Raw genomic sequence first — 24,434 nt, 5'->3', positions numbered from 1 at the left:
TTCTTGTGACTATACAGTCAATTTGAAATAGCCAACTTGAGCACTACAGTTATTATAAACTATGTAATATCAACACGATTGAAATATTCAATAACGCGCATTTAAGCAGTAAACGATAGGTTTATGCTATAATTAGTCTCTAAATTCTATAACTATAAGTACGACCATGATGACTAAAAAATCCCTTATCCAATCTCCTGAAGCCATAGAAAAAATGCGCGTGGCCGGTAAACTTGCCAGTGATGTCCTTGTGATGCTCGATGAGCATGTTAAAGTGGGCGTTAGTACCGAGGCATTAAACCAAATCGCTCATGACTATATCGTTAATGTGCAAGATGCGATTCCTGCGCCCCTTAACTACAATGGCTTCCCAAAATCTATCTGTACCTCGGTTAATCATGTGGTGTGCCACGGTATTCCATCTGAAAACAAACTGCTAAAAGATGGCGATATCATCAATATCGATGTCACGGTTATTAAAGATGGTTATTACGGTGACACGTCAAAAATGTGGATCGTCGGTAATGGCTCTATTATGGCGCAGCGTATTTGCAAAGTGGCGCAAGATGCGCTTTATGCGGGTATGAGTGTGGTCAAAAACGGCGCGCGCTTGGGTGATATCGGCGCGGCTATCCAAGAAGTGGTCGAGCCTGAGCGCTTTAGTATTGTGCGCGAATTTTGTGGTCACGGTATCAGCAATGAATTCCATCACGAGCCGCAAGTGATGCACTATGGTAAAAAAGGCACGGGTTTTGAGCTAAAAACGGGCATGACCTTTACCATTGAACCGATGATTAACCAAGGTACGTGGCAAACTAAAATTTTACCGGATGAATGGACGGCGATTACTAAAGACCGCAAGCTATCAGCGCAGTGGGAGCATACCATGGTAGTGACGGACAATGGCTGTGAAGTCTTTACCGGTCGCCCTGAAGAAGACTTAAGTTTTTTGACCCAGTAACCTGTAATACGTAAAAAGATCGCTTAGGCGGTCTTTTTTTTGCCTTATAATTCAGGCATATTGGCTGTGCGCCATATTGATTTTTTAGCTTGCTGTTTTCATTCACACATTCATTTTACCGTCTTTATTTACCACCCTTTTACTGGATAACACTCATGTTTACTTGTGATGTCGCGACCATCGATTTGACGCCCATGCCAACCTTGACAAATACTAGCGCGGCAATAGACACATCCTTAGTTGATATTGCTGAATGGCTAATCCAAATCAATGACGATATCAGCCGCGAGCTTGAACGCGGCGTCAATATTCGCCAATTGGTGGCGGCGCGTGCCTGCGTCATCGACGATTTGCTCATGGCTTTATTTAACTGGTTTGCGCTTGATAAAACGGATTTGGCGTTGTTTGCGACAGGCGGCTATGGTCGCGGCGAGTTGTCACTCTATTCAGATGTCGATATTTTGCTGCTGACGCCCAATGAGATTGACGCCGACAGCAGGGAGAAAATAGATAATTTAGTGGCGCTACTGTGGGATATTGGGCTCGAGCCTGCCCTATCGGTACGCAGCGTCAGCGAATGCTTGGAGGCGGCGCTGGATCACTCGGTTGCCAGTGCCTTGTTAGAAGCGCGGCTATTAATCGGCAATGAGGCGCTGCAAGATGTGCCCCATAAAATTGTCAATACCCAGTGGTCGCCACGTGATTTTTTTGAGGTGAAAATCGAAGAGGCAAAAGCGCGCTATTTGCAGCACAATGCTACCGAATATAACCTTGAGCCTAATATTAAAACTGCCCCCGGTGGTCTGCGTGATATTCATATTATTGGTTGGGTGACTAAGCGCTATTTTCGCGTTAGTAAGCTTTATGACTTGGTGCAACAAAACTTTTTGACTGAAAAAGAGTTCGATGAGCTAAATTTTGCCGAAGGCTATTTATGGCAAATCCGCCATTATTTACATGAGCTGACCGGACGCAATGAAAACAAGTTGTTGTTTGATTATCAGCGAGAGATTGCGCACATGATGGGTTATGAAACGCAGCCGGACGACCAACCAAACGCGGCGGTTGAGCGCTTTATGCGCGATTATTATCGCTGTGCCATGCAGATATCGACGCTGTCTGAAATGCTGACCAATCACTACTTTGAGACCATCATCGAGCCGCAGCTGCCCGATGAAGAACGGCCAAAAAAGCAGCCGATTAACGCCCGTTTTAACCGCGTCGGCGAGCAAATTGCGATATCGCATCACCGCGTCTTTGCCCAGCATCCCGAGGCGATTTTAGAGATGTTTTTGCTCATGGGTCAATATGGCATTAAAAATGTGCGCACCCATACCTTGCGCGCGCTAAAGATTGCCGCGCGCGGTATCGATCAGGTTTATAGGGACAATCCAACCCATCAAGCGCTGTTTTTAGCCAATTTAAAAGAGCAAAATTATTTATTTCATCGCCTGCGTACCATGAACCGCTACGGCGTATTGGGCAACTATATCCCAGCTTTTGCGCAAGTGACGGGGCTGATGCAGTACGATTTATTTCATCGTTATACCGTCGATGCGCATACGTTATTTTTGATTCGCATCTTGCACCGTTTTACCGATCCGCGCTTTTATAAAGATTTTCCACTGGTCAGCTCTATTTTCCAGCGTATCGAGCGCAAAGAGATTTTGGTACTCGCGGCGATGTTTCATGATATTGCCAAAGGTCGCGGCGGCAATCACAGTCAGCTTGGCGAAACAGAAGCCATTGAGTTTTGTCTTGCGCATGGTATGAGCACAGCGGACGCGCATTTGGTCGGCTGGCTGACCCGCTATCATTTGCTGATGTCGATGACAGCGCAAAAAAAAGACATCTCGGACCCAGAAGTGGTGACGCTATTTGCCAATTTAGTCGGGAATGTCACCCACCTAAATCATCTGTACGTACTGACGGTCGCCGATATGAACGCCACCAATCCCCAGCTTTGGAACAGCTGGCGCGCAACCCTCATGAAGCAGTTATATTCGCAAACGCGGCGTATCTTGCGCGCTGATATCGACGCCCCGACCAACCGCCAAGATATGATTAGCGCCACGCGTAAACAGGCACTGGCGATGCTTGATAATGTCGACAATCAGCACATGAATCGCGACGAGGTTTTAAGGCTATGGGATGACTTGGGCGATGAGTATTTTTTGCGAGAAGTTGTAGAAGACATCTTGTGGCACACCGAAGCTATCTTAAACCATCCGCCCATTGGCCGCGCTTCTGATGCTACCAGTTCGCCGCTGGTGGTGTTACGTGAGCACCGCGAGCTGGCGCTTGATGCGGTGCAGGTGTTTATTTATACCCAAGATCAGGTCAATTTATTTGCCGTTACTATGGCCGTCTTTGATCAGATGAATTTAGATGTGTTGGATGCGCGCATTATCACCGCAACCCGTGATTTTGCTTTGGATTCCTACGTGCTACTCGATCGCAGCGGCACGCTACTGGTCGATATGGACAGCCAACAAGAACTCAAGCAGCGTTTAATCGACGCTTTTAAAAACCCGACCGTTCCTAAACTGATACAACGAAAAATTCCGCGCCAGCTGCGACATTTTGATGTTGCCACAACGATTAATTTTGAGTTTAATGAGGCGTCAAATCAGCACATTATGAGTTTAGAGACGCTTGATCAACCAGGTTTACTGGCGCGCGTTGGGCAAGTGTTTTTACAGCAACAAATTGAGGTACATGCCGCCCGTATCACCACGTTAGGTGAGCGCGCAGAAGATATGTTTTATATCAGTGATCAAAACGATCAAGCATTATCGGCGGATAAACTTGAGACATTAAAAGCGGCCTTGATAGCAAGCCTTAGCATTCGTAACGATCGTTAATTGCCATATAAATGCTTTATGCTCAAACTTTTTATGGTTAGAAATTTAAGAATTAACAGCTCAGTCATAAATACGAAAAACGCTTTATCATTCATTCTCTAACGATAAAGCGTTTTTTATAAGACAAAAGGTAATTTTTACAGCAGATATTTAACAAATAACTTTTATAAATAGTCCACTTTATATCACGCTTTTATATATCATCTCGCTTGCATGCTCTTTTAACTCATCATCGGCAAGCTCTAACGGTAAAATCTCTGCTTCTAGTTGCCGCTGCCCGAGCATCAAGCGCCCAGCATCGACTTCTTTTTGGAGCAAGCGCTGCAAACTTGCTAGATGAAATTCTGCATCGTAGTATTCATAGATTTGTTGTAAAGAAATCGGTGCCTTGGCATGCACGTCACGATAGAGAGTGTCGGCGGCCAAAATCGTCATCTCATTTAACACTTCTTCACGCAGCACATCGGCCTGATTGATTTTACTTTGCAAATGATTGGCAAATCGACCTTTAAACCCTAGCATGACGATAAAAATCAGCGTTTGTATGGCAAATAAGGTGATATATTGCCACAAAGGCAATGACATATTTAACAGCCTGCTAAGCAGCATGAGTATCAGTGCCACCACGACGTAGCTGACCAATTGCCAAAGCAGCCACATCATCAAACTGTTGTCCCCAAACCAAAACATCTGGCGCTCTTTTAACAAAATCAGCTGCTGACGCGTCTGCCACCAACTATGCTCGCGCTGTATGAGTTGCTCGTACAACTCAGCGCGCTGGTTGCCATCAAATTGTTGCTCATTGATATCTGTAGCGCCGCGCTCATCAGTTTTTAAAACACTAGACATATCAAGGTATCCTTAAACTAATCTATCGTTATTACTGACAGTTATTTTTTGCTTGGTTAAAAATTACACCACTTCAGTTTTATCAGTGCTTAGTAGAATCAGTGCTTAGTAGGAGCAACACTTAATTTAAACACCACTTAGTTTAAACAACACTTAGTTTAAACAACACTTAGTTTAAACAACACTTAGTATAAACAATGCTTAGCAGCACAATAAAAATTGATGGTGGCTCAAAACACGCCGTTATTAAAACGACTATCTATAGCGGTTTCACTTTAAACAGATACAGGGCGACTGGAATGAATTTTTCGTAGCCTCTGTGATAGCAGCAAGCAAGGAAAATTTATATCAGTCGCCCATAACTACTACCGTATCGATTTTATTTTGAACGGACTATAAGTCGCTTTCGACCGCTGCTTTTCACTGGGATTTGGAGTAACAATGATAAGCATAAGAAGAAAAAGACAAAAAATAAGAGAAGTGCTACACTGCTCAAATGTAATTTTTCTTTATAACTTTATTATTAATTGTCTATTATAGTTAGCCTACTTATGAATCACAACTTAACGTCGCTGCACCCTTACCCGTTCGCTAAGATGGCAACCTTGCTTGCCGATAGTACGCCAGCCCTTAATTACAGCGAAATTAAGCTTGGTATCGGTGAACCAAAACATGCGCCGCCCGCCTTTGTGTTGGACGTATTACGCGAAAACTTGGACAAAATAAGCCAATATCCAAGCACAAATGGCCTGTTTGAGCTGCGCCAAACCATTGCTCACTGGTTAGAGAAGCGCTTCTTTTTAAACCATGTTGATCCCCACACCCAAGTATTGCCCGTGATGGGCACGCGCGAGGCGATTTTTAGCTTAGTACAAGCCGTTATTGACCATCCTCAGACAGAAATAGTAGTCGAAACTGCCGATCAACCGCCTACCATAGTCATGCCCAATCCGTTTTATCAGATATACGAGGGCGCGGCGATACTGGCGCAAGCGGCGCCGTATTTTATGCCATGCACAAGCGATAATGATTTTAAAGGTGACTACCGCGCGGTGCCAAAAGACGTATGGACGCGCACGCAGCTCCTGTTTATCTGTAGCCCGAACAATCCTACGGGTTCAGTGATGACCATGGACGACTGGGAGCACCTATTTCGTTTATCAGACCAATATGGCTTTATCATTGCCAGTGACGAGTGTTATAGCGAGCTGTATTTTGATAGCGCGCCGGTTGGTTTATTGCAAGCTTGTGCAGCCCTCGGTCGCCATGACTTTAAAAATTGCGTGGTATTTCATTCTTTATCCAAACGCTCAAACTTGCCCGGTCTGCGTTCAGGCTTTGTAGCCGGTGACGCCGATATATTGCAGGCTTATCTACAATATCGCACCTATCAAGGCTGCGCGATGCCAATACCGCATCAGCTTGCCTCCATCGCCGCTTGGGAAGATGAAAAACACGTGGCGCAAAATCGCGCACTCTATCAAGAAAAATTTGCCTTATGGATGTCAGAGCTTGGCGAATTACTTGATTTACGTATGCCAAAGGCTGGATTTTACTTTTGGGTAAAAGTGCCTGAGCAGTTTAATGGCGACGACGAAATCTTTGTCAAAGCCTTATATGAGCAGGCAAACATCCACGCGCTGGCTGGGCGTTATTTGTCACGCGAGGTCGATGGTAAAAATCCTGGGCAAGGTTATGTGCGTATCGCCTTGGTTGCTAGCGTTGAAGAAAGCCGCGAAGCGATTAGCCGTATTCGTCAATTGCTTGGTGCTTAACTATTTATCTTAAAAGTTAAAATATTGCTCAAAAATTGGTTTAAAAACAAACAAGAGGTTTAAGCGTTTGGGGCTAAATAATTGCTGATAGCCAACATAGTATCAGAAAACCGCCAATAACCATAATAGTATTGTGGTTATTGGCGGTTTCTTACTCATGCTTTCTTCTAAATAGTGCTATATTAAACGTAACGCGACTTTTTTTTGACTTGTTTATTATTAATAAAACGCCTGCTCCTAAGCTTTTTGTCAAATGTGCCATCAAGGATGATGCCATGCCCCATCTTGATTTTACCCAGCCGCCCTTTGATGTGTTAAGCGCCGCTGAACGCCAAAGTATCAGAAAAAATGCCCAAATCCGTTATCTTGCTAAAGACGAGTGCTTGCCTGCGGACGATTTGCAATACTTTTATGTGGTTCTCAAAGGACAAATTGAGCAGCTGCTTGATGGCGAGTTTGTCGCGGCTTATCTAGGCAGCAATCATACCGATCATCTTAATAACAACGATTGGTTTGACAGTCGGCGGCTACCAGAATCACTCACAAAAGAGGGTATGCAAAAAAACAATATCCTAACCAGTGGCGCATCTACAAACAAAAACACGATATCGCCGTATCAGTTTCGGGCTGTTGAAGACACGCTGCTCCTGCAAGTAAATGGCGCAGCGGTTGACAAAATCAGTGCGCAGAATCATTTGGTGCGCCAGCTATTATCAGAAGAGTTACCTGAGCGATTAAAGGCATTGCAGCAGCGGCGTAGTGGGCAAAGCTTAGAGGCTAGCTATCATGGCTATAACGAGCAGCAAGAAGTACAGCAAATCATGCTGCAGCCCGTGATTGAGGTGAGCTTATTGCCCGTGCATATCATTGATGCCAATAGGAGCTTATATGAAGCGGCGCACATCATGACCAAGGCCGGCCTTAAGCATGTATTGGTGCAAGCGCTGGAGCAATTGGACGATACGCAATCGCTGGAATCAAACAACACCCAAACGCAAAGTGATGGCAAATCTCACCCACCTAGCAGCGATCTTGGTCATCGTTTGGGCATGTTAACCGATACCGATATCTGCCGCGCTGTGAGTGACCAGCAAAATCCTGCTAGCACACCCTGCCAGCGCTACGCGAACTTTAATCTGCGCACCATCGATGCCGACGCTGAGATTGGCGATGCGCTATTGACCATGACCCGCTACCGTATCCATAGGCTGCCCGTCATTGATGCCAATGGCGAGGTGGCAGGCGTGCTTGGGCAAAGCGACATGCTTGCTCATATTGGCCATCATTCCCAATTGATTAGTATTCAGATTGAACAAGCAAAAGACTTGCCAAACTTAGCTACCGCGGTAGAGCTGATCGGACGTTATATCCGCGCGCAGCATCAAAACGGGGTAAAAATCGGCAACGTCAGCCGCATGGTACAAACGCTCAATGCGCAAGTCTTTACCAAACTATGGCAACTTATCGTGCCTGAGGAAGTGATGACAAACACCTGCGTCATCGTCATGGGTTCAGAGGGTCGCGGCGAGCAAATCATGCGTACTGACCAAGACAATGCGCTGATTATCCGTGATGGCTTTACCCATCCTGACTTAGCACAATTTGCTGACACCTTTAACAACCACTTGGCAGAGCTGGGTTATCCGCTATGCGATGGCAATATCATGATGACCAATCCGCTGTGGCGGCAGCCGCTCAAGCAGTTTAAAGCGCAAATTAGCTTATGGTTTAAAAACACCGTCCCGCTACACAGTGTTTATTTATCGGCCCTATTCGATGGCGAATACGTCTGCGGCGATGAGGCGCTACTGACCGATGTGCGCGAACATTTAAAAATTGCCCATCGCCAATCAGATCTCATGTTTGTACGCCAGTTCGCTCGTGCTGCTCTACAATTTGGCGATGTCAGTCAATGGTGGCAAAAGTTTTTGCCGCGCCTGAGCGGTAAACCAAGCACTTATGACATCGACCTTAAAAAGGCTGGTATTTTTCCACTGGTCCATGGTATTCGTATCTTGGCATTAGAAAACGATATTTTTGCTACGCCGAGCAGCAAAGGGCGCCTAAAAGCCTTGGTGCAAGTACGCGCCTTGACCCAGCAGCGCGCGGACACCTTACTTGAAGCGTTAGAGTTTTTTATGGCGCAGCGTTTGTCCGTGGCGCTATCGACAGAGGATAAGCATGCGCGGCAAGTTGATCCGACCACGTTATCGGCACTTGAGCGAGATTTATTAAAAGAGTGTTTGGCCGTGGTCAAAAGCTTTAAAGGTCAACTGAGTCGCCATTATCAGCTAGAATTTAATTAAAGCAACTTGATTAAAGCAACTTGGTCAACATTTAGCAAAACAAGGGAAGCAAAAAGGGAGCAAATTAGGATGCGTTGGCTAAAACAGTTGTCATCCAATTGGCAAAAGTCCCACTTGCAGCGCCCTGAGTTGGCATCGATGTTTGATAAACCTTTGGCTGATAAATGGGTCGCAATTGACTGCGAGATGACGGGGCTTAACCCAAAAAAGCATCATCTGCTGTCTGTTGCCGCCATTCATATCAATGGTGATAGCATTAATACGGGTAATGGTCTGCATCTGGTTTGCCGGCCGCCGGTGATGCCTACCCGCGATACCATTGTGATTCATGGGCTGCGCACTGCCGATGTCGAGCGTGGTATGAGCTACGATGAGATGCTGGCGTTACTACTGCCCTTTATCGACAATCGACCGATAGTTGGGTTTTGCCCGCAGATAGATATAGGGTTTTTAAATCCTTTGGTCAAGCGCTATATGGGCACGGCGTTACCGAATAGGGTTATTGATATACGGCAATTATATAGTCGGCGTATGGGCGATCGTACGCAGGGCATACCCAATCAATCGCAGCATTTGAGCAACATTTTAGCGCATTATGAGATTCCTGAGCTTGGCACGCATGATGCCTATAACGATGCCATTATGACGGCAATGGCGTTTTTACATCTGCGCGAGCGCTGAACCTACCTAAAAACGCTGACGCTACGCGAATAGCGCAACTCATGTTACCATAGGCTGTTTTTGCCACCTGATGATAGACCACTCATGCTACTCATTTCTAAAACCGATAACCACCCTAGCACCATTGCCAGATTAACGCCTTTTAATAAGCATTTATTTAATAAACAGCTAAGCACGCTAAATCAACCTGCCAAATGTTTATCAACGCTCGCCTTACTGGTCAGTGCTCTGCTGACGCCGCTGTACGCTCAAGCCGTCTTGCCAGAAGCGATACAGTCGGCGCTTACGCGTGCAAACTTAAGCGCCGCTGATATTAGTATTGTCATCGCCCCAGTCGGTGATAAAAACGCCAGTCGTTTGCCCGCGCCCATTCAGGTGATTGATAGCACTAAGGATAATCCGCCAAAATCGTTAAATACTGACGATGGCGCTGCTAGACTTGAAAGTATAGAAAAGCAAGCGCTTAAAAACAATAATGCTAGTGCTAATGATAACGCTAAAGAAATTACCGTGCACCAAAGCACATTGATCACGATTGAAAAACAAACCATTAAAGCGCACGCCAGACAGCTGCATGCTTATACTGATGATCCTTATACTTATCAAAGTTTAGAGAGCATCCCATCGCTACTGCCCGATAATGCTTTAGTAAGTGCTAAAAATCGTCATAACCATGTTAGCGGTAATGCTAATGAAAGCGGCAAAAAAAACAGCGCTAAACCCCAAAATAACAATGCCGCTATTAACATCTCTTTTTCACCATTGTTAAGCCATCAAGCCGATATTGCGCGCACGCCTGCCAGCACCATGAAACTGGTGCCAAGCTTTATTGCGTTAGACACTTTGGGCGCTGACTTTGTTTGGCATACCCGCGTTTATCATACTGGTATTATTATTGGCGATAAGCTCTATGGCGACTTGATTATCCAAGGCAGTGGCGACCCAAAAATGACCCACGAGCGCTTGCAGCAATTGCTTTATAAAGTGCAAAAATCGAGTATCCGTCATATCAACGGCGATATTATTGTTGATAGTGCCATCTTTAAAAATGTCACCAAAGACCCTGCCGCCTTTGATAACTCGCCGCTACGCCCTTATAACGCCAGCCCCGATGGTTTTTTGGTCAATTTTAGCACTGTTGGTATCCAAAGCTATCCCCTAGACAATACGCGCGCGCAGCTGACCTATACGCCGCAATTGGCCAACTATCAATTGCCAAGTATGATAAATATACGCTCGGCTGCCTGCGGTCAAGCGCGCTATAGCATTGCGCCGCAGTGGCAAACGGCGCGATTGACGCTCAATACCAATTTACCAGACAGCTGCGGTGAGCATGCCTTTTATGTCGCCTACCCTGACGCCAAAGATTTTGCCGCCCGCGTCATTGCGTCTAAATGGCAATCGCTTGGTAATACCTTAAGCGGCAAGGTCATCAGCCAAGAGATGCCCTATAGTGCCCATAACACTGCCAATAAACAGGCCAAATCGCCACATGGTTTGGCAGCTATTGCAGTGTCACCCTTACCCATTGTCAGCTATCCTTCTTTAAACCTTACTCAGCAGATTTATGATATCAATCACTTTTCTAACAACGTGATGACCGAACAAGTAGCGTTATCTGTAGGTGCTTATAAAACAGATCTTAATAAAAAAGATGCTAATAAAGAAAGTGCTAATACGGGTAAAGTAGGTAATCATCAAGCAACCAGCCTATATCAATTTGGTCAGCCAAAAGCAATCAGCTATCCGCAAGCGCTACAAACGATTAATCAATGGTGGCAGGCCAACCTGACTACCCCGCCGCCGCATCTGACCAATGGCTCAGGGCTTTGCCGCGACTGTAGCATCAGTGCCGCCAATTTAAGCGAGCTGTTGACCTACGCTTATAAGCAACCGAGCTTTGATGCTTATGTCAGCTCACTAGGTATTGCCGGCGTCAGCGGTACGATTAGCGCTCATAGTGACCGCTTGCCAAAATCGCAAGCCATCGGTCGCGCTTGGATAAAAACCGGCACCTTAAATAATGTCACCTCGATGGCAGGCTATGTTAAAGGCTTGTCTGGACAGGATTATGTGGTGGTCGGGCTGATTAATACGGATCAAGCACTTAACGCTTATAGTGCCCGCACCGTGTTAGATACCATGTTAGATTGGACGGCGCAGCATTGATAGCAAGAAAACGTTGATAGTAAAAAAAAAGTTGATAGCAAGAAAACATTGATAAAAAGTGGCGTTCATGCTTACTATGTTTTAATAACCCTATGCTTTTCCTTTATAAAGGTCATTTTATGTCACGCAAACCCATGCAGCTTAGCAAGTCTCCTAGGCTGTCAAAAGACGGTCTGTCGGGAAGTAATACGCTGCCTACTATACCAAAACCAACACAACCTAACATGGGGCAGTATATTGGCTACTTTGCCATTGGTTACACGCTTGCCAGCGCCATATTTATGATGCTTCAAACCAAAGTCGCCTTAAACTCACAGCTGGTCACTGTGCTCTCTATCATCGTCGCCGCTTATATCGCGGTGCATAAATTTGTTAAACATCAACAGCGCGGCCTAGATAAAAGGGAAATCAATCGCTTAACGGCTGGCGGCGTGGCGGTGGTTTGGCTGCTGACGATAATTTATTTTTTAGGGATATGGGTGTTTTTATTTGATGCGGTGAGCCGTGAGGTATTAACTGAGATGGCTATGCAGCAGCCGCTACCTCTACTTTCGGCATTGGTGATGATATTGGTGCTCAGCTTAGTCAGCGCGCGTATTAGCATTTTATTGATCAATCGTCTCCTTGACCCTAAACCTAGCCGCCAAGCGTAAAACGCTTTGAGCGCCTGCCGCGATTAGATGCTCAGTGAGATAACCTAGATGAGATAGCCTAGATGAGATAACCTAGGGCAGTTTTATAGGATTGATAGGAATCTGGCTTATGGACATGCTGCTTTTTGACAATGTAGAAAAACTTGGACGCATCATTCTAACCGCGATCATGGTGTATATTCTAATTGTGTTAGTTACCAAGGTTTTTGGCAAACGCTCGACCTCCCAGCTCAATAACTTCGACTGGATTGTGACGGTAATGATCGGCTCCTTGAGCGCCGGTACGATTTTGCGCAAAGAAGTCCCGTTTATCGAAGGTAGCGCCGCTATCGTGACTTTATATTTTCTCCAGTTTTTAGTGACCAAATGCTCCTCTATGTTCCCAGATTTTGGTCGTCTTATCTTATCGGAGCCGCGGATTGTTTTTTATCAAGGGCAATACTTGCCAGAGGCCATGCGCGCTGAGCGTCTGACGCGTCAAGAGCTTGAAAGTGCGATGCGCTCTAAAGGAATAAACAGTTTCGATGTCATCGAAGCAATTATACTTGAGTCGGATGCTACGTTGACGATTATTCAAAAACCTACGGCATCCACCAATAAAAATGACAACCAACTGGCAGATAACACCATATCAGAAACGATTAAGCCGCTGATGACAAATGATGGTTAGAAAAAAGGTGTGAGCGCTTTAACATGGGGTTTGAGCGCTTCAAAATGAAAATACTAGAAACAGTTATGGGAATGATGTCTTTAAAATGATAACTGTAGCGTTGATATAGTGTTTTAAGATAAATGCGTCAAAACTAAAACATTAAAAAAGGATAGCCAGTATCCATCCGCTATCCTTTTGTTTTTATGAGCACAGTGACAAAAATTACTTAATCCGCTGCCACGTTTGCGAGCGCCCAAAGATTGGGCTACCAACATAGCCGCGTAGTTTTAAGCTTTGACCATTATCACTTAACGTAATCTTGCCAGAGTAGGTTTTTCCGGATTCAGGGTCGACCAGCTTACCGTCACTCCATTGGTTATTACCGTCTGCTTTTAAGCCTGACAATATCTGCAAACCTTCAACCGGTTTGTTTTTTAGGCTACCAGGTCATTTGGTGCACAGCGCGTCTGCTTTGTCTTTATTGAGCACCTTAATGATTTTTCCTGAGACTTTACCACCGTTTTCTGTTAATTGAATAATGGCTTTTTTTTCACCCGTTTTATCATCGATGGTTTGCCACTGCGACCCATTTAAAGAGGCTGCAAACACAGAGGTAGAGAGCAGCGCCCCTGCGCCAAGGATTAGAAGACTTGATATAGTGCGGTTCATGAACGACTCCTTTCGTTTAAAAATATTTCAAGCGATCTGTTACAAGCACTCTTTTGCTTTATCATACAGACCTTACAGCATAAAGACCTTCCAATATTGTCCGTTACGTTATTACTGATAAATTCCTAACAGGCAAAATTAATACAATAAAGAACAACTGTTTGTCAAATGCTAGTAAAGCATAAAAACACGCTTTGTAAAAGGTCAGTTTGTTACAATAACTTAAGCGCAGATTTTTTTTGTTACATTTAATTTAATATCAAGTGGTATGTCTATGAAAGTAAGAATATTAACCGTCGGCAATAAAATGCCCAAGTGGGTACAAAGCGGTTTTGATGAATACTTCAAACGTATTCAGCCTATGCTAAGTACCGAAATCGTAGAAATTGCTGCGGCAAAACGGGCTAAAAACCCCTCGGATGCCAATTTGGCGCAGTACCGCGAGCAAGAAGGTCAGGCAATATTAGCCGCTCATGCCGCCGCTGGCCGTGAGCAATTGTGGGTGCTGGATGTAAAGGGCAAAATGCTCTCTACCGAAGGGTTGGCTGACAAGTTGGCCACTGGTATGCAGCAAGGCGATGATATTGCGCTGGTTATCGGCGGCGCTGATGGCGTATCGCCAGAAGTGTTGGCAAAAGCCGATGTAAAATGGTCGTTATCTGCGCTGACGCTGCCGCATCCATTGGTGCGTGTGGTATTAATGGAGCAGCTGTACCGTGCGATGAGTATCAATCACAACCATCCTTATCATCGCGGTAATTAAACCTTTATAAAAAACCATTAAAAAAATGGTTGCTTGCTATAAAAGGCAAGCCACGCTATATAAAAAACAGTAGCAAACGCGATAGCAAAACAGATTGAAATATAGGCGCGCGCCCTAATAAATGCACCATGAAATATCCTAAACCTGCAACACCTAAAGCTGCGATTGCTCATCTGCAAAATGATGGCAAACGCCACAATATGACCACATCAAAGCCCGTGCCAATTACCGCAGCGGCTGCTTGGGCAGATGCGCCTGCGGTATCAAAAGCCGTAACACCCTCAAAGATTACCACCCTGCCCGCGCTGTTTATCTCGCATGGTGCGCCAACGCTTGCCATCGAGCAGTCGGCGACCACTAGCGCATTAGCACGTATCGGTCAAAACCTACCTAAGCCGCGCGCCATCGTCATTATGTCGGCGCATTGGCAATCTGCTAAGCTTGAAATCAGCAGCAATCCGCAGCCAAAGACATGGCATGATTTTTCAGGTTTTGCGCCAGAGCTTTATGATTTGCAGTATCCAGCAGCGGGTCAGCCAGCGCTTGCCGAAACCCTAGCACAGCAGCTGACAGCACGCGGTATCACCTGCCGCGTAAACCCTTTACGTGTTAGTGATCACGGGGTATGGGCGCCCCTGTTACATTTGTATCCGCAGGCCGATATTCCTATTGTACAAATATCCTTGCCGCGTCATTACGACAGCATCGCCTGCTACCAGTTGGGCGCGCAACTGGCGCAATTACGCGCCGAGCAAGTTCTTTTAATTGGCTCGGGCAATATCACCCATAACTTGCAAGCCTTACGTTGGCAAGCAGAAAGTATCGATACAGCAGCCAAAGACTTTAAAGTTTGGTTATTACAGCAGCTTAAAACAGACATTCCAAGCGCCTTAGATTGGCAGCAATATCCTAATTTTCGCGACATTCACCCAAGCGATGAGCACCTATTGCCGTTATTCTTTGCCTTAGGCGCGGGTCAGCGCGTTTCTGTGGTGCATCAAAGCATGGCGCACCACAGTTTGGGTATGGATATTTATCGCTTTGACTAAATGCTGTTTTGTTTAAGGTGCTTTAATCAAAAGGTGTTTTAATCAAAGCGCTTTTGCTAAACGGCATTTAGCAACACTCCTTTTAACAATATCAACCTACTTCTCAAAAGCGGGTTTAGTAAACATGCCAGCCCGCTCCATCTCGCCCGCGATACTAAATAGCGTCGTCTCATCGTTCATGCGCCCGATCAGCTGCATACCAATTGGCAAACCTTTTTTGCTCATGCCGACAGGTAACGACATTGCTGGCAGGCCGGTGACATTACCCAATATGGTAAAGCCCATTTTACCAAGTACTGGCGCGCTTAGCTTTTCAATCATGCCCGAGCTAAAAGCGTATTTGCCCATATCAAAGCCTTTATTTAGCAGGCCTGCGCTACGCATCAGCATCTCATCCATACGGCTTGGTGGTAGCATGCCGTGCTTGACGGCAGGGGTCGGTACGGTTGGGCACAAAATCATATCGTACGTCTCAAGCAGTAAGCCTGTCTGGTATTGGCTATCGTGCCAGCCATGCTTAGCGTGCGCCAAATCAACGGCAGACAATGAGCGTCCAAGCATCGCCATATTATAAGTTTGCGGCTCAAGGTTTTGAATATGCTGCGTGCCATAACAGCGCTCGATATTGTCAATGGTAAAGGCGGTATGGGCGCAGACCACCACTAAAAAGTCATGCCAAAACTGCTCAGTATTAATATTCGGCTCAGCTGGTACCACGCGGTGGCCCATCGCTTCTAGCTGCTTAGCCGTTTTTTCTAGTACGGCAAGCACTTCTTTATCGACCTCGGTATTGGCAACCAGTGGCTGTTGATGCAGGGCGATGGTTAATTGTCTTGGCGCGCGCATCGCTGCTTGCAAAAACGTGCCATCGGGCGGCGCAATGACATAAGGCGCACCAATCTCCGCGCCGCTCGTCGCATCAAGCATCGCCGCACTATCACGCACACTACGCGTAATCACATGGTCAGCGACCGCCCCTTCCCAGCCTTCGCCAAGCTCTGGGCCCATGGGGTTGCGGCCTCGGCTAGGTTTAAATCCAAAGGCGCCGCACCAAGCTGCCGGAAAACGTATCGAACCACCGCCATCGCCCGCGCCCGCCATCGGCACGATACCGCTTGAAACGGCTGCGGCACTACCGCCTGATGAACCACCAGAGCTATAGCCTTTTTTAAAGGGATTATGCGTGACGCCGTGCGCTTTGGGCTCAGTGGTAATAATCAAACCAAATTCTGGCGTATTGGTTTTGCCAAAGGTATTGACGCCTGTGGCTTTCATGCGTTTGACAATTTCGCTGTCACTTTCTGACATGACATTGACGCTACGACTGCCCATGGTAATCGGCTCACCCTCAAAATGAAACGATAGGTCTTTGAGCAAATAAGGTACGCCGTTAAAGACGCCAGCTGGCAAGCCTTTTTGCGCAGCAGCGTAGGCACGCTCATCGAAGCGGTGGATAATGGCGTTTAATTTAGGATTAAGCTTATTGGCTTGATTGATGGCGGCATCTAACAATTCTTTGGCGCTGACTTCCCCTGCATTAACCAACGCTGCCAACGCTAATGCATCATACTGGGTGTATTCTTTAAACATAACTGCCCTTCCTTGGAGAGTGATAAATTAAGACTTTTTACACTTTGTGCTTATTTGTTTTATAAACGACTTGTTTTATAAACAACCCCCAGTTTAGTATAAAAAATGACGATTTATCATTGATAAGTAAACTAAGTAGTCATTTATTATGTATTAGCGCTGTTTTATTTCCTATAAAAAAGCGAGCCACTTTCGTCACTCGCTTTTTAATATTTAATCAAAGCTATTAATCTCTACATTAATAGCTCGCGCTTACCACTTTTGCCCATCGAGCTGACCAAACCAGCCTCTTCCATTGAGTCGACAATACGCGCGGCGCGGTTATAACCAATGCTAAATTTACGCTGGATACTAGACGCTGATACTTTGCGCGTTTCCATAATAAAGGCGACTGCGTCATTATATAAATCATCATCTTCGCCAGACGCATTCGCCGCACTACCGCCGCTACTCGGACTCGATAACTCAAAATTGCCAGCCATATTATCAATGTAATCGGGCGCACCGCGCTCCCGCCACGCATCACAAACACGGTTGACCTCTTCGTCGCTGACATAAGCACCATGCACACGGTCAGGCTCAATTTGGCCAGGCCCTAAAAACAGCATATCACCGTTGCCAAGCATGTCTTCTGCGCCGCCGCTATCCAAAATCGTGCGAGAATCAACCTTTGAGTTTACCCGCAGTGCTGCACGCACGGGAATATTGGCTTTAATCAAGCCAGTAATGACGTCAACCGACGGACGCTGGGTTGCAAGCATCAAGTGAATACCAGCAGCCCGCGATTTCTGCGCTAAACGGGTGATAAGCTCTTCAGCTTGCTTACCCACCTGCATAATCATATCGGCAAACTCATCGGCGACAATGACAATCATCGGCAAGGTTTTCAGCTTTGGCGCTTGGCTTACGCTGACACTATCATTGGGCCGCCATAAAGGATCAAGCATGGGCTTGCCTGCTTTTTCGGCGGCGATGACTTTTTTATTAAACTCATTAAGTTTACGCACTTTTAACAAGCTCATCAGCTGATAACGGCGCTCCATCTCCGCCACGCACCATGACAAGCTGCTAGCGGCTTCGGTCATATCGGTGACCACGGGCGTTAGCAGATGCGGAATATCATTATAATTAGCAAGCTCGAGCTGCTTTGGATCAATCAAAATCATGCGCAGCTCATTTGGTGTATATTTTAGCAACATCGATAGCAGCATCGAGTTGACCAAGACCGATTTACCAGAGCCTGTCGTCCCCGCAACGAGCATATGCGGCGCGCGCGCAAGGTCGGTAATAATCGGATTACCGCCGATATCTTTACCCATTGCCATGCTGATTTGCGCTTTGGGGTCTTTAAATTTCTCCGTATTTAATAGCTCAATCAAGCGCACCATTTCACGCTGTTTGTTGGGCACTTCGATACCGATATACGGCTTACCTGGGATGACCTCGACCACACGCAAGGACGCCATCGATAGCGAACGCGCCAAATCGCGTGAAATGCCCGTGACCTTACTGGCTTTAACCCCAGGCGCAAGCTCTACTTCAAAGCGCGTTACCACTGGCCCTGGAATCGCATTAACCACCGCCGCTTTGACATTAAACTCTTGCAGCTTAATTTCTAATAATTCAGATAACTGCTCAAGCTCCGCCAACGTATAGCTTGGCTTACGATTAGGATCTGGCTTATCTAAAATCGACAGCTCTGGAATAGGCGTTAGACTGCTGCGATAAGCGGCCGTTTGCATCGAGCGTGATTTTTGCCTAAAAGCCGCATCATCACTAATATCGGGCAGCACTGGCGCATGAGCCTCTTCATCATCTGGCATCATGTCAGTAATATGATTGCTGCTATCACCTTCGGGCACCGCAAAGCTTACCGTTGGTTTAGCGGCCACAGGTGTAGTATTTTTCGTTAAAGTACTAGTATCTGCCGTCGGCGCTAATTTAGGATTGGTAGGATTGGCAGGCGGTGTGTTGGTCGGCGTCATATCAGCAATTTCGCTGACTTCATCAATTTCATGGCTTCCATCAACTGCCGCAGCGTTATCTGTTCGCCAGTCCTTAGTTATTTCAGTAACTTCAGTTGTTTCAGTTGCTTCAGTTTGAACTAAAGGCTCAGAATTATTTGAATAATCAGCTTCGTCGATAGACCAAGCTTCAGAAAAATCCTCCATCGTATCATCAATGTCATTATCTAAAGAATCCTCTACTAGACTTGGCTCCTCGGCAACTGTCGTTTCTACTACTGGCGCTTCGATAAACGGCTCATTTTGCGTGAATTCAGGCGTGACGGGAACAGCGGCATGTTCTGCTAGCCACGCATCCGCCAATGCATCGACGCTTTTTGTGGTTTCATCTGTACTAGAAATCTTAGACGCAGTTGCAGACTTATTATTGTCGAAGCCATTATTATCAGATTCATTAATTGGCTGAGCATCTAAGCCTTGCTTATTTGTAGCAGACTCATAAACAAACGCCTCTTGCCCAGCAATGGCCTCGCTTGCCAACAAATCATCGACCGTATCGGCATCATTCCAAGCAAAACTTGGTTCAACTTTGCGCGCAGGAGCTGGAATAGGACTTGTAGTAGACGTTGACGCTTGAGGCTGGTTAACGTGCGTAAAATTGCTTGCAGCAGCCGTTTGTAATTGCTCACCTTGCGCCGCGTTATTGGCTGCTGCCGCCGCCGCTGATATAGACGCTTTGACGCTGGCACCGAGCCCCGACGTCACTAAAAAGTCTGCCAATACATTATTAAAACGACCACTTTTATCTGTTGTTTGGGCCTGATTGCCATGGTCAGCAGCCGTTAAATCCAGTGGCAATTGCTCGTATTCTTGCGGTGTTTTTTCGCCGTGTGCACCGCCTTCATCAATAAGCTGTTCAGCAGTAGCTGCTTGCCTGTTGTCTCGTTTGCTATTGTCGCGTTTGCTATCGTTGTTTTTAGCTCTAGAGTCGCGCCATGACCATGTCTTAATTTTCCCATAAATCGCCAGCCAATGAATATTAAAGGCAAAGGTGGCGGTAATAATGACAAACACCGTCAAAAATGTCACACTGCCCCACTGTGACAACAGCTGCGCCAAACGAGCCTGCAATTCAAGCCCAATAATGCCGCCAGCAACCCCTTTGAGTCCTGATGTCATCGGGTCCGCGACTTGCTGCACGAGCGCCACCAACTGCGCAAATAAGGCACTGGCACTCAATAGCAAAAACACATAGGCAACCAAGCGCAATAACCAAAACGTTGGTTTATTGTCCCACCAAATCAGCACCGACTCATAAACCAAAAACGCCAGCAACCACCAGGCACCAAAACCAAAAAAGCTGTAGAGCAAGTCCGACAGCCACGCGCCCATCTCGCCGCCCATATTATTCACGGTGGTCATGTCACTACTGATGTGCGACCAGCTCGGATCATTACCCGTATAAGTCATCAAGATGACGAATAAATAAACCGCCAGTATTAGCCCAAGCAGGGTAAATACGCCCTTTTTTAAATACTCAATAAGTGGTGCTGATATCACGTAAGATCTGCCTTGTTGTTAATACTCGTTATGAATACCAAATGATTGCTAGTTTATGATTAGAACCAATCATGCTGACCATGCTGTCATGGTTTCCTGCTGATGAGCGCCAATGTAATTAAGAGATTGTCGAACCGCTACTACGCGCGCATAACTTCTTATAATAACAAATACATAGGCGTAGTGGCGACAGTGTTAGCAAGAAAGCGCATAAGAAAATGCATCGTTGAGCGCTTTAGCAAAAAATGCGGTTATTAATCTAACATTAGCCACACGTTTGCGTAATAAATGGCCATGTGCCGATTTATCATAAGCGCCCTATAACAGTAAGTTTTTTATAATGGTAAGCCCTCTATAAAAGAAACACCGTGCTTTGATTCTAATGATACCCATATTCATTTTAGCAAACTTGCACTTTTTGCCGTCAGCCCTTATGTTATTATCACACAGCACTAAGACAAACCCTATTTATCGCGACTTTTAGCGCGTATCTTTTATAACATTTAGCATTTTTTCGGCACCTTTTTATTATTTTAATTTTTACAATTTTCATTTAGCTAGCAAGGAAATTTTATGGCAACTGACAACACGGCTCCTCGCCACGAAAAACTGATTATTTTAGGCTCAGGTCCTGCCGGTTATGCCGCCGCGGTCTATGCGGCGCGAGCTAATCTCAAACCTGTCATGGTTACAGGGTTGGAGGTTGGCGGGCAGCTAACCACCACCACCGAGGTCGACAACTGGCCGGGCGATGCGCATGACTTAACGGGCCCTGCGCTGATGGATCGTATGAAAGCCCATGCCGAGCGCTTTGGTACTGAGCTGGTTTATGATCACATCAATGATGTCAATCTTAATGAGCGTCCTTTTTCACTAATCGGTAATAACGGCAGCTATACGTGTGATGCCTTGATTATCTCAACGGGCGCCTCTGCGCAGTATTTGGGCTTAGAATCAGAAAGCAAATTTAGGGGCCTTGGCGTATCAGCTTGTGCCACTTGTGATGGCTTCTTTTATAAAGGTCAAAAAGTCGCCGTTATTGGCGGAGGTAATACCGCCGTTGAAGAAGCGTTATACTTATCAAATATCGCCTCTGAAGTCACCTTAGTCCATCGCCGCGACAGCCTACGCGCTGAGAAAATCTTGCAAGATAAGCTGTTTGAAAAAGCCAAAAACGGTAATGTCAAAATCGAATGGAACCATAAAGTCCGCGAGGTGGTCGGCGATGACATGGGCGTCAATGGCTTGGTCATCGAATCGATGCTTGATGGCAGCACCAAGCAATTAGACGTTTTTGGCATGTTTGTCGCCATTGGTCATAAACCAAATACAGACTTATTCAAAGGTCAGCTGGACATGAAAGATGGCTATTTAATCGTTAATAGCGGTCTAAATGGCAATGCTACCCAAACCAGTATCGAAGGCGTATTTGCCGCAGGTGACGTCGCCGATCACGTTTATCGTCAAGCAATCACCTCGGCGGGTACTGGCTGTATGGCAGCGCTCGATGCCGAAAAATATTTGGATGCAATGGGCGAAACCGTTGCTCGCGACCACACTTATGCCTCTACATTGACTGAAGATAAAGAAGCGTAAATGAGCAACTTTGCTAAAGACGACCGCATTGATACTGATGCCAATGCGGCTGATATAACACCTGAGGCTTTTTGTAAAAATATCAGAAGTCTTGGGCGTTATAACTTCCCTGATCCGTTAATGGTTGACTCTGATGGCATCGGCATCGTTGCTATCGGCGGTGATTTAGCGCCTGAAACGCTGATTTCCGCTTATGCGCAGGGACTATTTCCGTGGTTTAATGCAGATGAGCCTATCGCGTGGTGGTGTCCTGAGCCGCGCTGCGTCATTGTGCCAACGGATTATAAACCTAGTAAATCGCTGCGCAAGCAAGCGGGGCGCAGTCGTTGGCAAATAACTCTTAACTATGCTTTCGATGACGTCATCCATGCTTGCAGCCTTCCGCGTAGTGACGGTTTCAATGACACGCTACCCGAGGGCGAACATACTTGGATTCATAGTGAGATGATTGAGGCTTATACTAAGCTGCATGCCCAAGGCTTTGCCCATAGTATTGAAGTTTGGGATGACAATCAGCAATTGATTGGCGGCTTATATGGCTTAAAAATAGGCGGCATTTATTTTGGCGAGTCGATGTTTCATGTCGCATCGAATGCCTCAAAGCTTGCTTTTTGGGGCTTGATGCGTTTATGCGTTCAAAGTAATGTCAAATTAGTAGACTGTCAGTTGCCAAATGAGCATTTATTAAGTTTGGGAGCTGAAACCTTGCCACGCGCTGAATTTTTGCTAGAGCTAGATACTCTTATTGGCAGCCGTGCCGTTAAATGGCAAAAGGATGCTTATAAGTCTTTACCAGTTTCTCTTCTTAATAAACCAGAACCTTGGCAATTAAAACTATAAAGTAAGTTAGATTCTTTACTTACGAGGTCATCATGGCACCTGATACAGCATTTTTACTTATCGGCACACTGGCGGCAAAGGCCAATACCACCAAAGATACGATTCGTCATTATGATCAATTGGGATTATTGAAATCTCGTAAACGCCAAGCAGGCTCACGGCTTTATACCGAGTTTCATCCCGAGTGCGTCGAGCGTATCGAACTGATTAAAAGCGCGCAAGCCATCGGTTTTACCTTGACTGAAATCAAAGACAGCCTTAATGATTATTACGATGGGCAGCTTGATATTGATTTGCAGCTAAGCCTCACGCAGCAAAAACTTGCGCAAGTCAAAAAGCAACAAGCAACTATCAGTTTGATGATAGAGATGTTGGCTGAACGCATTGAAGTGCTTGAGCGCATGAAGATGGATGAGAATTATCTCTCCAATATTGATATCTGTAAAAAGAAAATACCGCCACAAGTGTAATTAACCCCGCCATAATTCACCAGTGTTTAATGATAAACACGCTGCATAATCAACGCATCAACGGCTGGCTGATGCGGCAGTTGATAATAGCCTGTACGCTTATGAATGACGGTAAATTGTTGCTGCTCATATAAAGCAATCGCAGGCGCATTATCTGCTCGCACTTCTAACAATAAGCTATCTACCTGATTATTCATCAGCTCTGTATGTAACGCAGCAAAAACTTGCGCGGCGATACCTTGGCGCTGATAGTCAGGATGGGTGCCAATACGCAATATCTCTGCTTGCTCAAACAACACTTGGTATAAACAATAACCAATCACTTTATTAGCAGTGATTGGCTCTCCTTGTTTATAAACAACTAGCATATGAATATTGTTTTGTTCAAGCATTTCAATTAACGTTTGATAAGTCCATACGTCTTGCGGCTGCACGAGTGCTTCGATAGCAGCTACTGCATGAACCATTTTTTCCAGCTCTAACGTGTTTGCTGGCAGCTTCTCAATAATAAACACAGCTTTTCCTTTTATTTTTCTTATACAATAGCGGCTATGTTAGCGTAAATATTTATGATTATTGGCGTTTAATCTCTTATTTTAAGTAAAAAAAAGCCACCCCTTTCAGGATGGCTTTTTAACGCTGTCATCATCAATCAGCCGAGGCTGAAAGTACGATGATTAGTCGTTTACGTTTGCAACAACACCAGCACCTACAGTACGGCCGCCTTCACGGATAGCAAAGCGAAGACCTTTGTCCATAGCGATCGGGTGGATAAGCTCAACGCCCATCTCAACGTTGTCACCAGGCATTACCATTTCGGTACCGTCTTGTAATTGGATTGCGCCAGTGACGTCAGTGGTACGGAAGTAGAACTGTGGACGATAGCCATTCAAGAATGGGGTATGACGACCACCTTCTTCTTTTGACAATACGTATACTTCGGCGTCAAATTTGGTGTGCGGGGTGATTGAACCTGGCTTCGCTAGTACTTGGCCACGTTGAACGTCTTCACGTTTGGTACCA

At 45.8% G+C, this 24,434-nt stretch carries 18 protein-coding genes and 2 pseudogenes; 13 read left to right on the top strand and 7 right to left on the bottom strand.

Annotated features, from left to right (window positions below; translation table 11 throughout):
- The first annotated feature begins 169 nt into the window (after positions 1–169).
- Positions 170–961: a type I methionyl aminopeptidase gene (gene map, locus B4240_RS01360; protein WP_414707068.1), complete on the top strand. Its 792-nt coding sequence runs from the start codon at positions 170–172 to the stop codon at positions 959–961.
- 155 nt (positions 962–1,116) lie between these two features.
- Positions 1,117–3,825, top strand: a complete 2,709-nt coding sequence (gene glnD / locus B4240_RS01355) for a [protein-PII] uridylyltransferase (RefSeq protein WP_296236422.1) — start codon at positions 1,117–1,119, stop codon at positions 3,823–3,825.
- A 180-nt stretch (positions 3,826–4,005) separates the two neighbouring features.
- Here the strand turns inward: glnD and B4240_RS01350 are convergent, their stop codons facing one another.
- Positions 4,006–4,674 carry a hypothetical protein gene (locus B4240_RS01350; protein ID WP_296236421.1) on the bottom strand — a complete coding sequence of 223 codons (669 nt, stop codon included), beginning with the start codon at positions 4,672–4,674 and terminating at the stop codon, positions 4,006–4,008.
- A gap of 551 nt (positions 4,675–5,225) precedes the next feature.
- Between B4240_RS01350 and dapC the strand changes: the two genes are divergently transcribed.
- From dapC to B4240_RS01320, 6 genes are all read left to right on the top strand, one after another.
- Positions 5,226–6,449 carry a succinyldiaminopimelate transaminase gene (dapC, locus tag B4240_RS01345; RefSeq protein ID WP_296236419.1) on the top strand — a complete coding sequence of 408 codons (1,224 nt, stop codon included), beginning with the start codon at positions 5,226–5,228 and terminating at the stop codon, positions 6,447–6,449.
- Between the two features lie 275 nt (positions 6,450–6,724).
- Positions 6,725–8,755 carry a DUF294 nucleotidyltransferase-like domain-containing protein gene (locus tag B4240_RS01340; RefSeq protein ID WP_296236418.1) on the top strand — a complete coding sequence of 677 codons (2,031 nt, stop codon included), beginning with the start codon at positions 6,725–6,727 and terminating at the stop codon, positions 8,753–8,755.
- A 63-nt stretch (positions 8,756–8,818) separates the two neighbouring features.
- Positions 8,819–9,436, top strand: a complete 618-nt coding sequence (locus tag B4240_RS01335) for a 3'-5' exonuclease (RefSeq protein WP_414707067.1) — start codon at positions 8,819–8,821, stop codon at positions 9,434–9,436.
- Positions 9,437–9,520: 84 nt separating this feature from the next.
- On the top strand, positions 9,521–11,605 hold the full coding sequence (locus B4240_RS01330; RefSeq protein ID WP_296236416.1) for a D-alanyl-D-alanine carboxypeptidase/D-alanyl-D-alanine-endopeptidase: 2,085 nt from the start codon (positions 9,521–9,523) through the stop codon (positions 11,603–11,605).
- Between the two features lie 119 nt (positions 11,606–11,724).
- Complete coding sequence (locus tag B4240_RS01325) at positions 11,725–12,258, top strand: ABZJ_00895 family protein (protein WP_296236415.1); 534 nt, start codon at positions 11,725–11,727, stop codon at positions 12,256–12,258.
- A 109-nt stretch (positions 12,259–12,367) separates the two neighbouring features.
- Positions 12,368–12,928: a DUF421 domain-containing protein gene (locus B4240_RS01320; protein WP_296236414.1), complete on the top strand. Its 561-nt coding sequence runs from the start codon at positions 12,368–12,370 to the stop codon at positions 12,926–12,928.
- Between the two features lie 204 nt (positions 12,929–13,132).
- Here the strand turns inward: B4240_RS01320 and B4240_RS11545 are convergent.
- Both B4240_RS11545 and B4240_RS11540 read right to left on the bottom strand, forming a co-directional pair.
- Positions 13,133–13,339: pseudogene (locus tag B4240_RS11545) on the bottom strand (DUF2147 domain-containing protein); the annotation flags it as partial.
- A gap of 18 nt (positions 13,340–13,357) precedes the next feature.
- The gene (locus tag B4240_RS11540) at positions 13,358–13,579 is read right to left on the bottom strand and encodes a hypothetical protein (RefSeq protein ID WP_349679079.1); all 222 of its coding nucleotides are present in this window, start codon (positions 13,577–13,579) and stop codon (positions 13,358–13,360) included.
- A gap of 274 nt (positions 13,580–13,853) precedes the next feature.
- On the opposite strand from B4240_RS11540, the gene rlmH reads away from it, so the two are divergent.
- Both rlmH and B4240_RS01305 read left to right on the top strand, forming a co-directional pair.
- On the top strand, positions 13,854–14,342 hold the full coding sequence (rlmH, locus tag B4240_RS01310) for a 23S rRNA (pseudouridine(1915)-N(3))-methyltransferase RlmH (protein WP_296236413.1): 489 nt from the start codon (positions 13,854–13,856) through the stop codon (positions 14,340–14,342).
- Between the two features lie 128 nt (positions 14,343–14,470).
- Positions 14,471–15,391 (top strand): DODA-type extradiol aromatic ring-opening family dioxygenase, encoded by a 921-nt coding sequence (locus B4240_RS01305; protein WP_296236412.1) that lies wholly within the window; start codon positions 14,471–14,473, stop codon positions 15,389–15,391.
- Between the two features lie 96 nt (positions 15,392–15,487).
- Here B4240_RS01305 and B4240_RS01300 read toward each other — a convergent pair whose 3' ends face one another.
- Positions 15,488–16,981, bottom strand: a complete 1,494-nt coding sequence (locus B4240_RS01300; protein ID WP_296236411.1) for an amidase — start codon at positions 16,979–16,981, stop codon at positions 15,488–15,490.
- Between the two features lie 233 nt (positions 16,982–17,214).
- Entirely contained in the window at positions 17,215–20,505 is a 3,291-nt protein-coding gene (locus tag B4240_RS01295) for a DNA translocase FtsK (protein ID WP_296236410.1), read from the bottom strand.
- Positions 20,506–21,078: 573 nt separating this feature from the next.
- Between B4240_RS01295 and trxB the strand changes: the two genes are divergently transcribed.
- Genes trxB through B4240_RS01280 form a run of 3 tightly spaced genes read left to right on the top strand, consistent with a single transcriptional unit; the run spans position 21,079 to position 23,411 of the window.
- Positions 21,079–22,101, top strand: coding sequence for a thioredoxin-disulfide reductase (gene trxB / locus B4240_RS01290; protein WP_296236409.1), 1,023 nt, complete (start codon positions 21,079–21,081; stop codon positions 22,099–22,101).
- Positions 22,102–22,941, top strand: a complete 840-nt coding sequence (gene aat, locus B4240_RS01285) for a leucyl/phenylalanyl-tRNA--protein transferase (protein WP_296236408.1) — start codon at positions 22,102–22,104, stop codon at positions 22,939–22,941.
- A 32-nt stretch (positions 22,942–22,973) separates the two neighbouring features.
- The gene (locus B4240_RS01280; RefSeq protein ID WP_296236407.1) at positions 22,974–23,411 is read left to right on the top strand and encodes a MerR family transcriptional regulator; all 438 of its coding nucleotides are present in this window, start codon (positions 22,974–22,976) and stop codon (positions 23,409–23,411) included.
- A 26-nt stretch (positions 23,412–23,437) separates the two neighbouring features.
- Here B4240_RS01280 and rimI read toward each other — a convergent pair whose 3' ends face one another.
- Together rimI and tuf are read right to left on the bottom strand one after the other, a co-directional pair.
- Complete coding sequence (rimI, locus tag B4240_RS01275) at positions 23,438–23,926, bottom strand: ribosomal protein S18-alanine N-acetyltransferase (protein WP_296236406.1); 489 nt, start codon at positions 23,924–23,926, stop codon at positions 23,438–23,440.
- Between the two features lie 162 nt (positions 23,927–24,088).
- A pseudogene (gene tuf / locus B4240_RS01270) lies at positions 24,089–24,434 on the bottom strand (elongation factor Tu); the annotation flags it as partial.

This window comes from Psychrobacter sp. UBA5136, from assembly GCF_002414005.1.
In the GTDB taxonomy this organism is placed as follows: domain Bacteria; phylum Pseudomonadota; class Gammaproteobacteria; order Pseudomonadales; family Moraxellaceae; genus Psychrobacter.
The sequence above is the reverse complement of the archived record's forward strand: the minus strand, read 5'-3'. Positions and strand labels throughout refer to the sequence as shown.

What these genes read in the sequence shown, in the direction of transcription:
- B4240_RS01280 (WP_296236407.1), top strand. Translation starts at nt 22,974, where the DNA reads ATGGCACCTGATACAGCATTTTTACTTATCGGCACACTGGCGGCAAAG.
- trxB (WP_296236409.1), top strand. Translation starts at nt 21,079, where the DNA reads ATGGCAACTGACAACACGGCTCCTCGCCACGAAAAACTGATTATTTTA.
- B4240_RS01300 (WP_296236411.1), bottom strand. Translation starts at nt 16,981, where the DNA reads ATGTTTAAAGAATACACCCAGTATGATGCATTAGCGTTGGCAGCGTTG.
- B4240_RS01330 (WP_296236416.1), top strand. Translation starts at nt 9,521, where the DNA reads ATGCTACTCATTTCTAAAACCGATAACCACCCTAGCACCATTGCCAGA.
- B4240_RS01305 (WP_296236412.1), top strand. Translation starts at nt 14,471, where the DNA reads ATGAAATATCCTAAACCTGCAACACCTAAAGCTGCGATTGCTCATCTG.
- B4240_RS01350 (WP_296236421.1), bottom strand. Translation starts at nt 4,674, where the DNA reads ATGTCTAGTGTTTTAAAAACTGATGAGCGCGGCGCTACAGATATCAAT.
- glnD (WP_296236422.1), top strand. Translation starts at nt 1,117, where the DNA reads ATGTTTACTTGTGATGTCGCGACCATCGATTTGACGCCCATGCCAACC.
- B4240_RS11540 (WP_349679079.1), bottom strand. Translation starts at nt 13,579, where the DNA reads ATGAACCGCACTATATCAAGTCTTCTAATCCTTGGCGCAGGGGCGCTG.
- map (WP_414707068.1), top strand. Translation starts at nt 170, where the DNA reads ATGACTAAAAAATCCCTTATCCAATCTCCTGAAGCCATAGAAAAAATG.
- aat (WP_296236408.1), top strand. Translation starts at nt 22,102, where the DNA reads ATGAGCAACTTTGCTAAAGACGACCGCATTGATACTGATGCCAATGCG.
- dapC (WP_296236419.1), top strand. Translation starts at nt 5,226, where the DNA reads ATGAATCACAACTTAACGTCGCTGCACCCTTACCCGTTCGCTAAGATG.
- B4240_RS01340 (WP_296236418.1), top strand. Translation starts at nt 6,725, where the DNA reads ATGCCCCATCTTGATTTTACCCAGCCGCCCTTTGATGTGTTAAGCGCC.
- B4240_RS01320 (WP_296236414.1), top strand. Translation starts at nt 12,368, where the DNA reads ATGGACATGCTGCTTTTTGACAATGTAGAAAAACTTGGACGCATCATT.
- rlmH (WP_296236413.1), top strand. Translation starts at nt 13,854, where the DNA reads ATGAAAGTAAGAATATTAACCGTCGGCAATAAAATGCCCAAGTGGGTA.
- B4240_RS01325 (WP_296236415.1), top strand. Translation starts at nt 11,725, where the DNA reads ATGTCACGCAAACCCATGCAGCTTAGCAAGTCTCCTAGGCTGTCAAAA.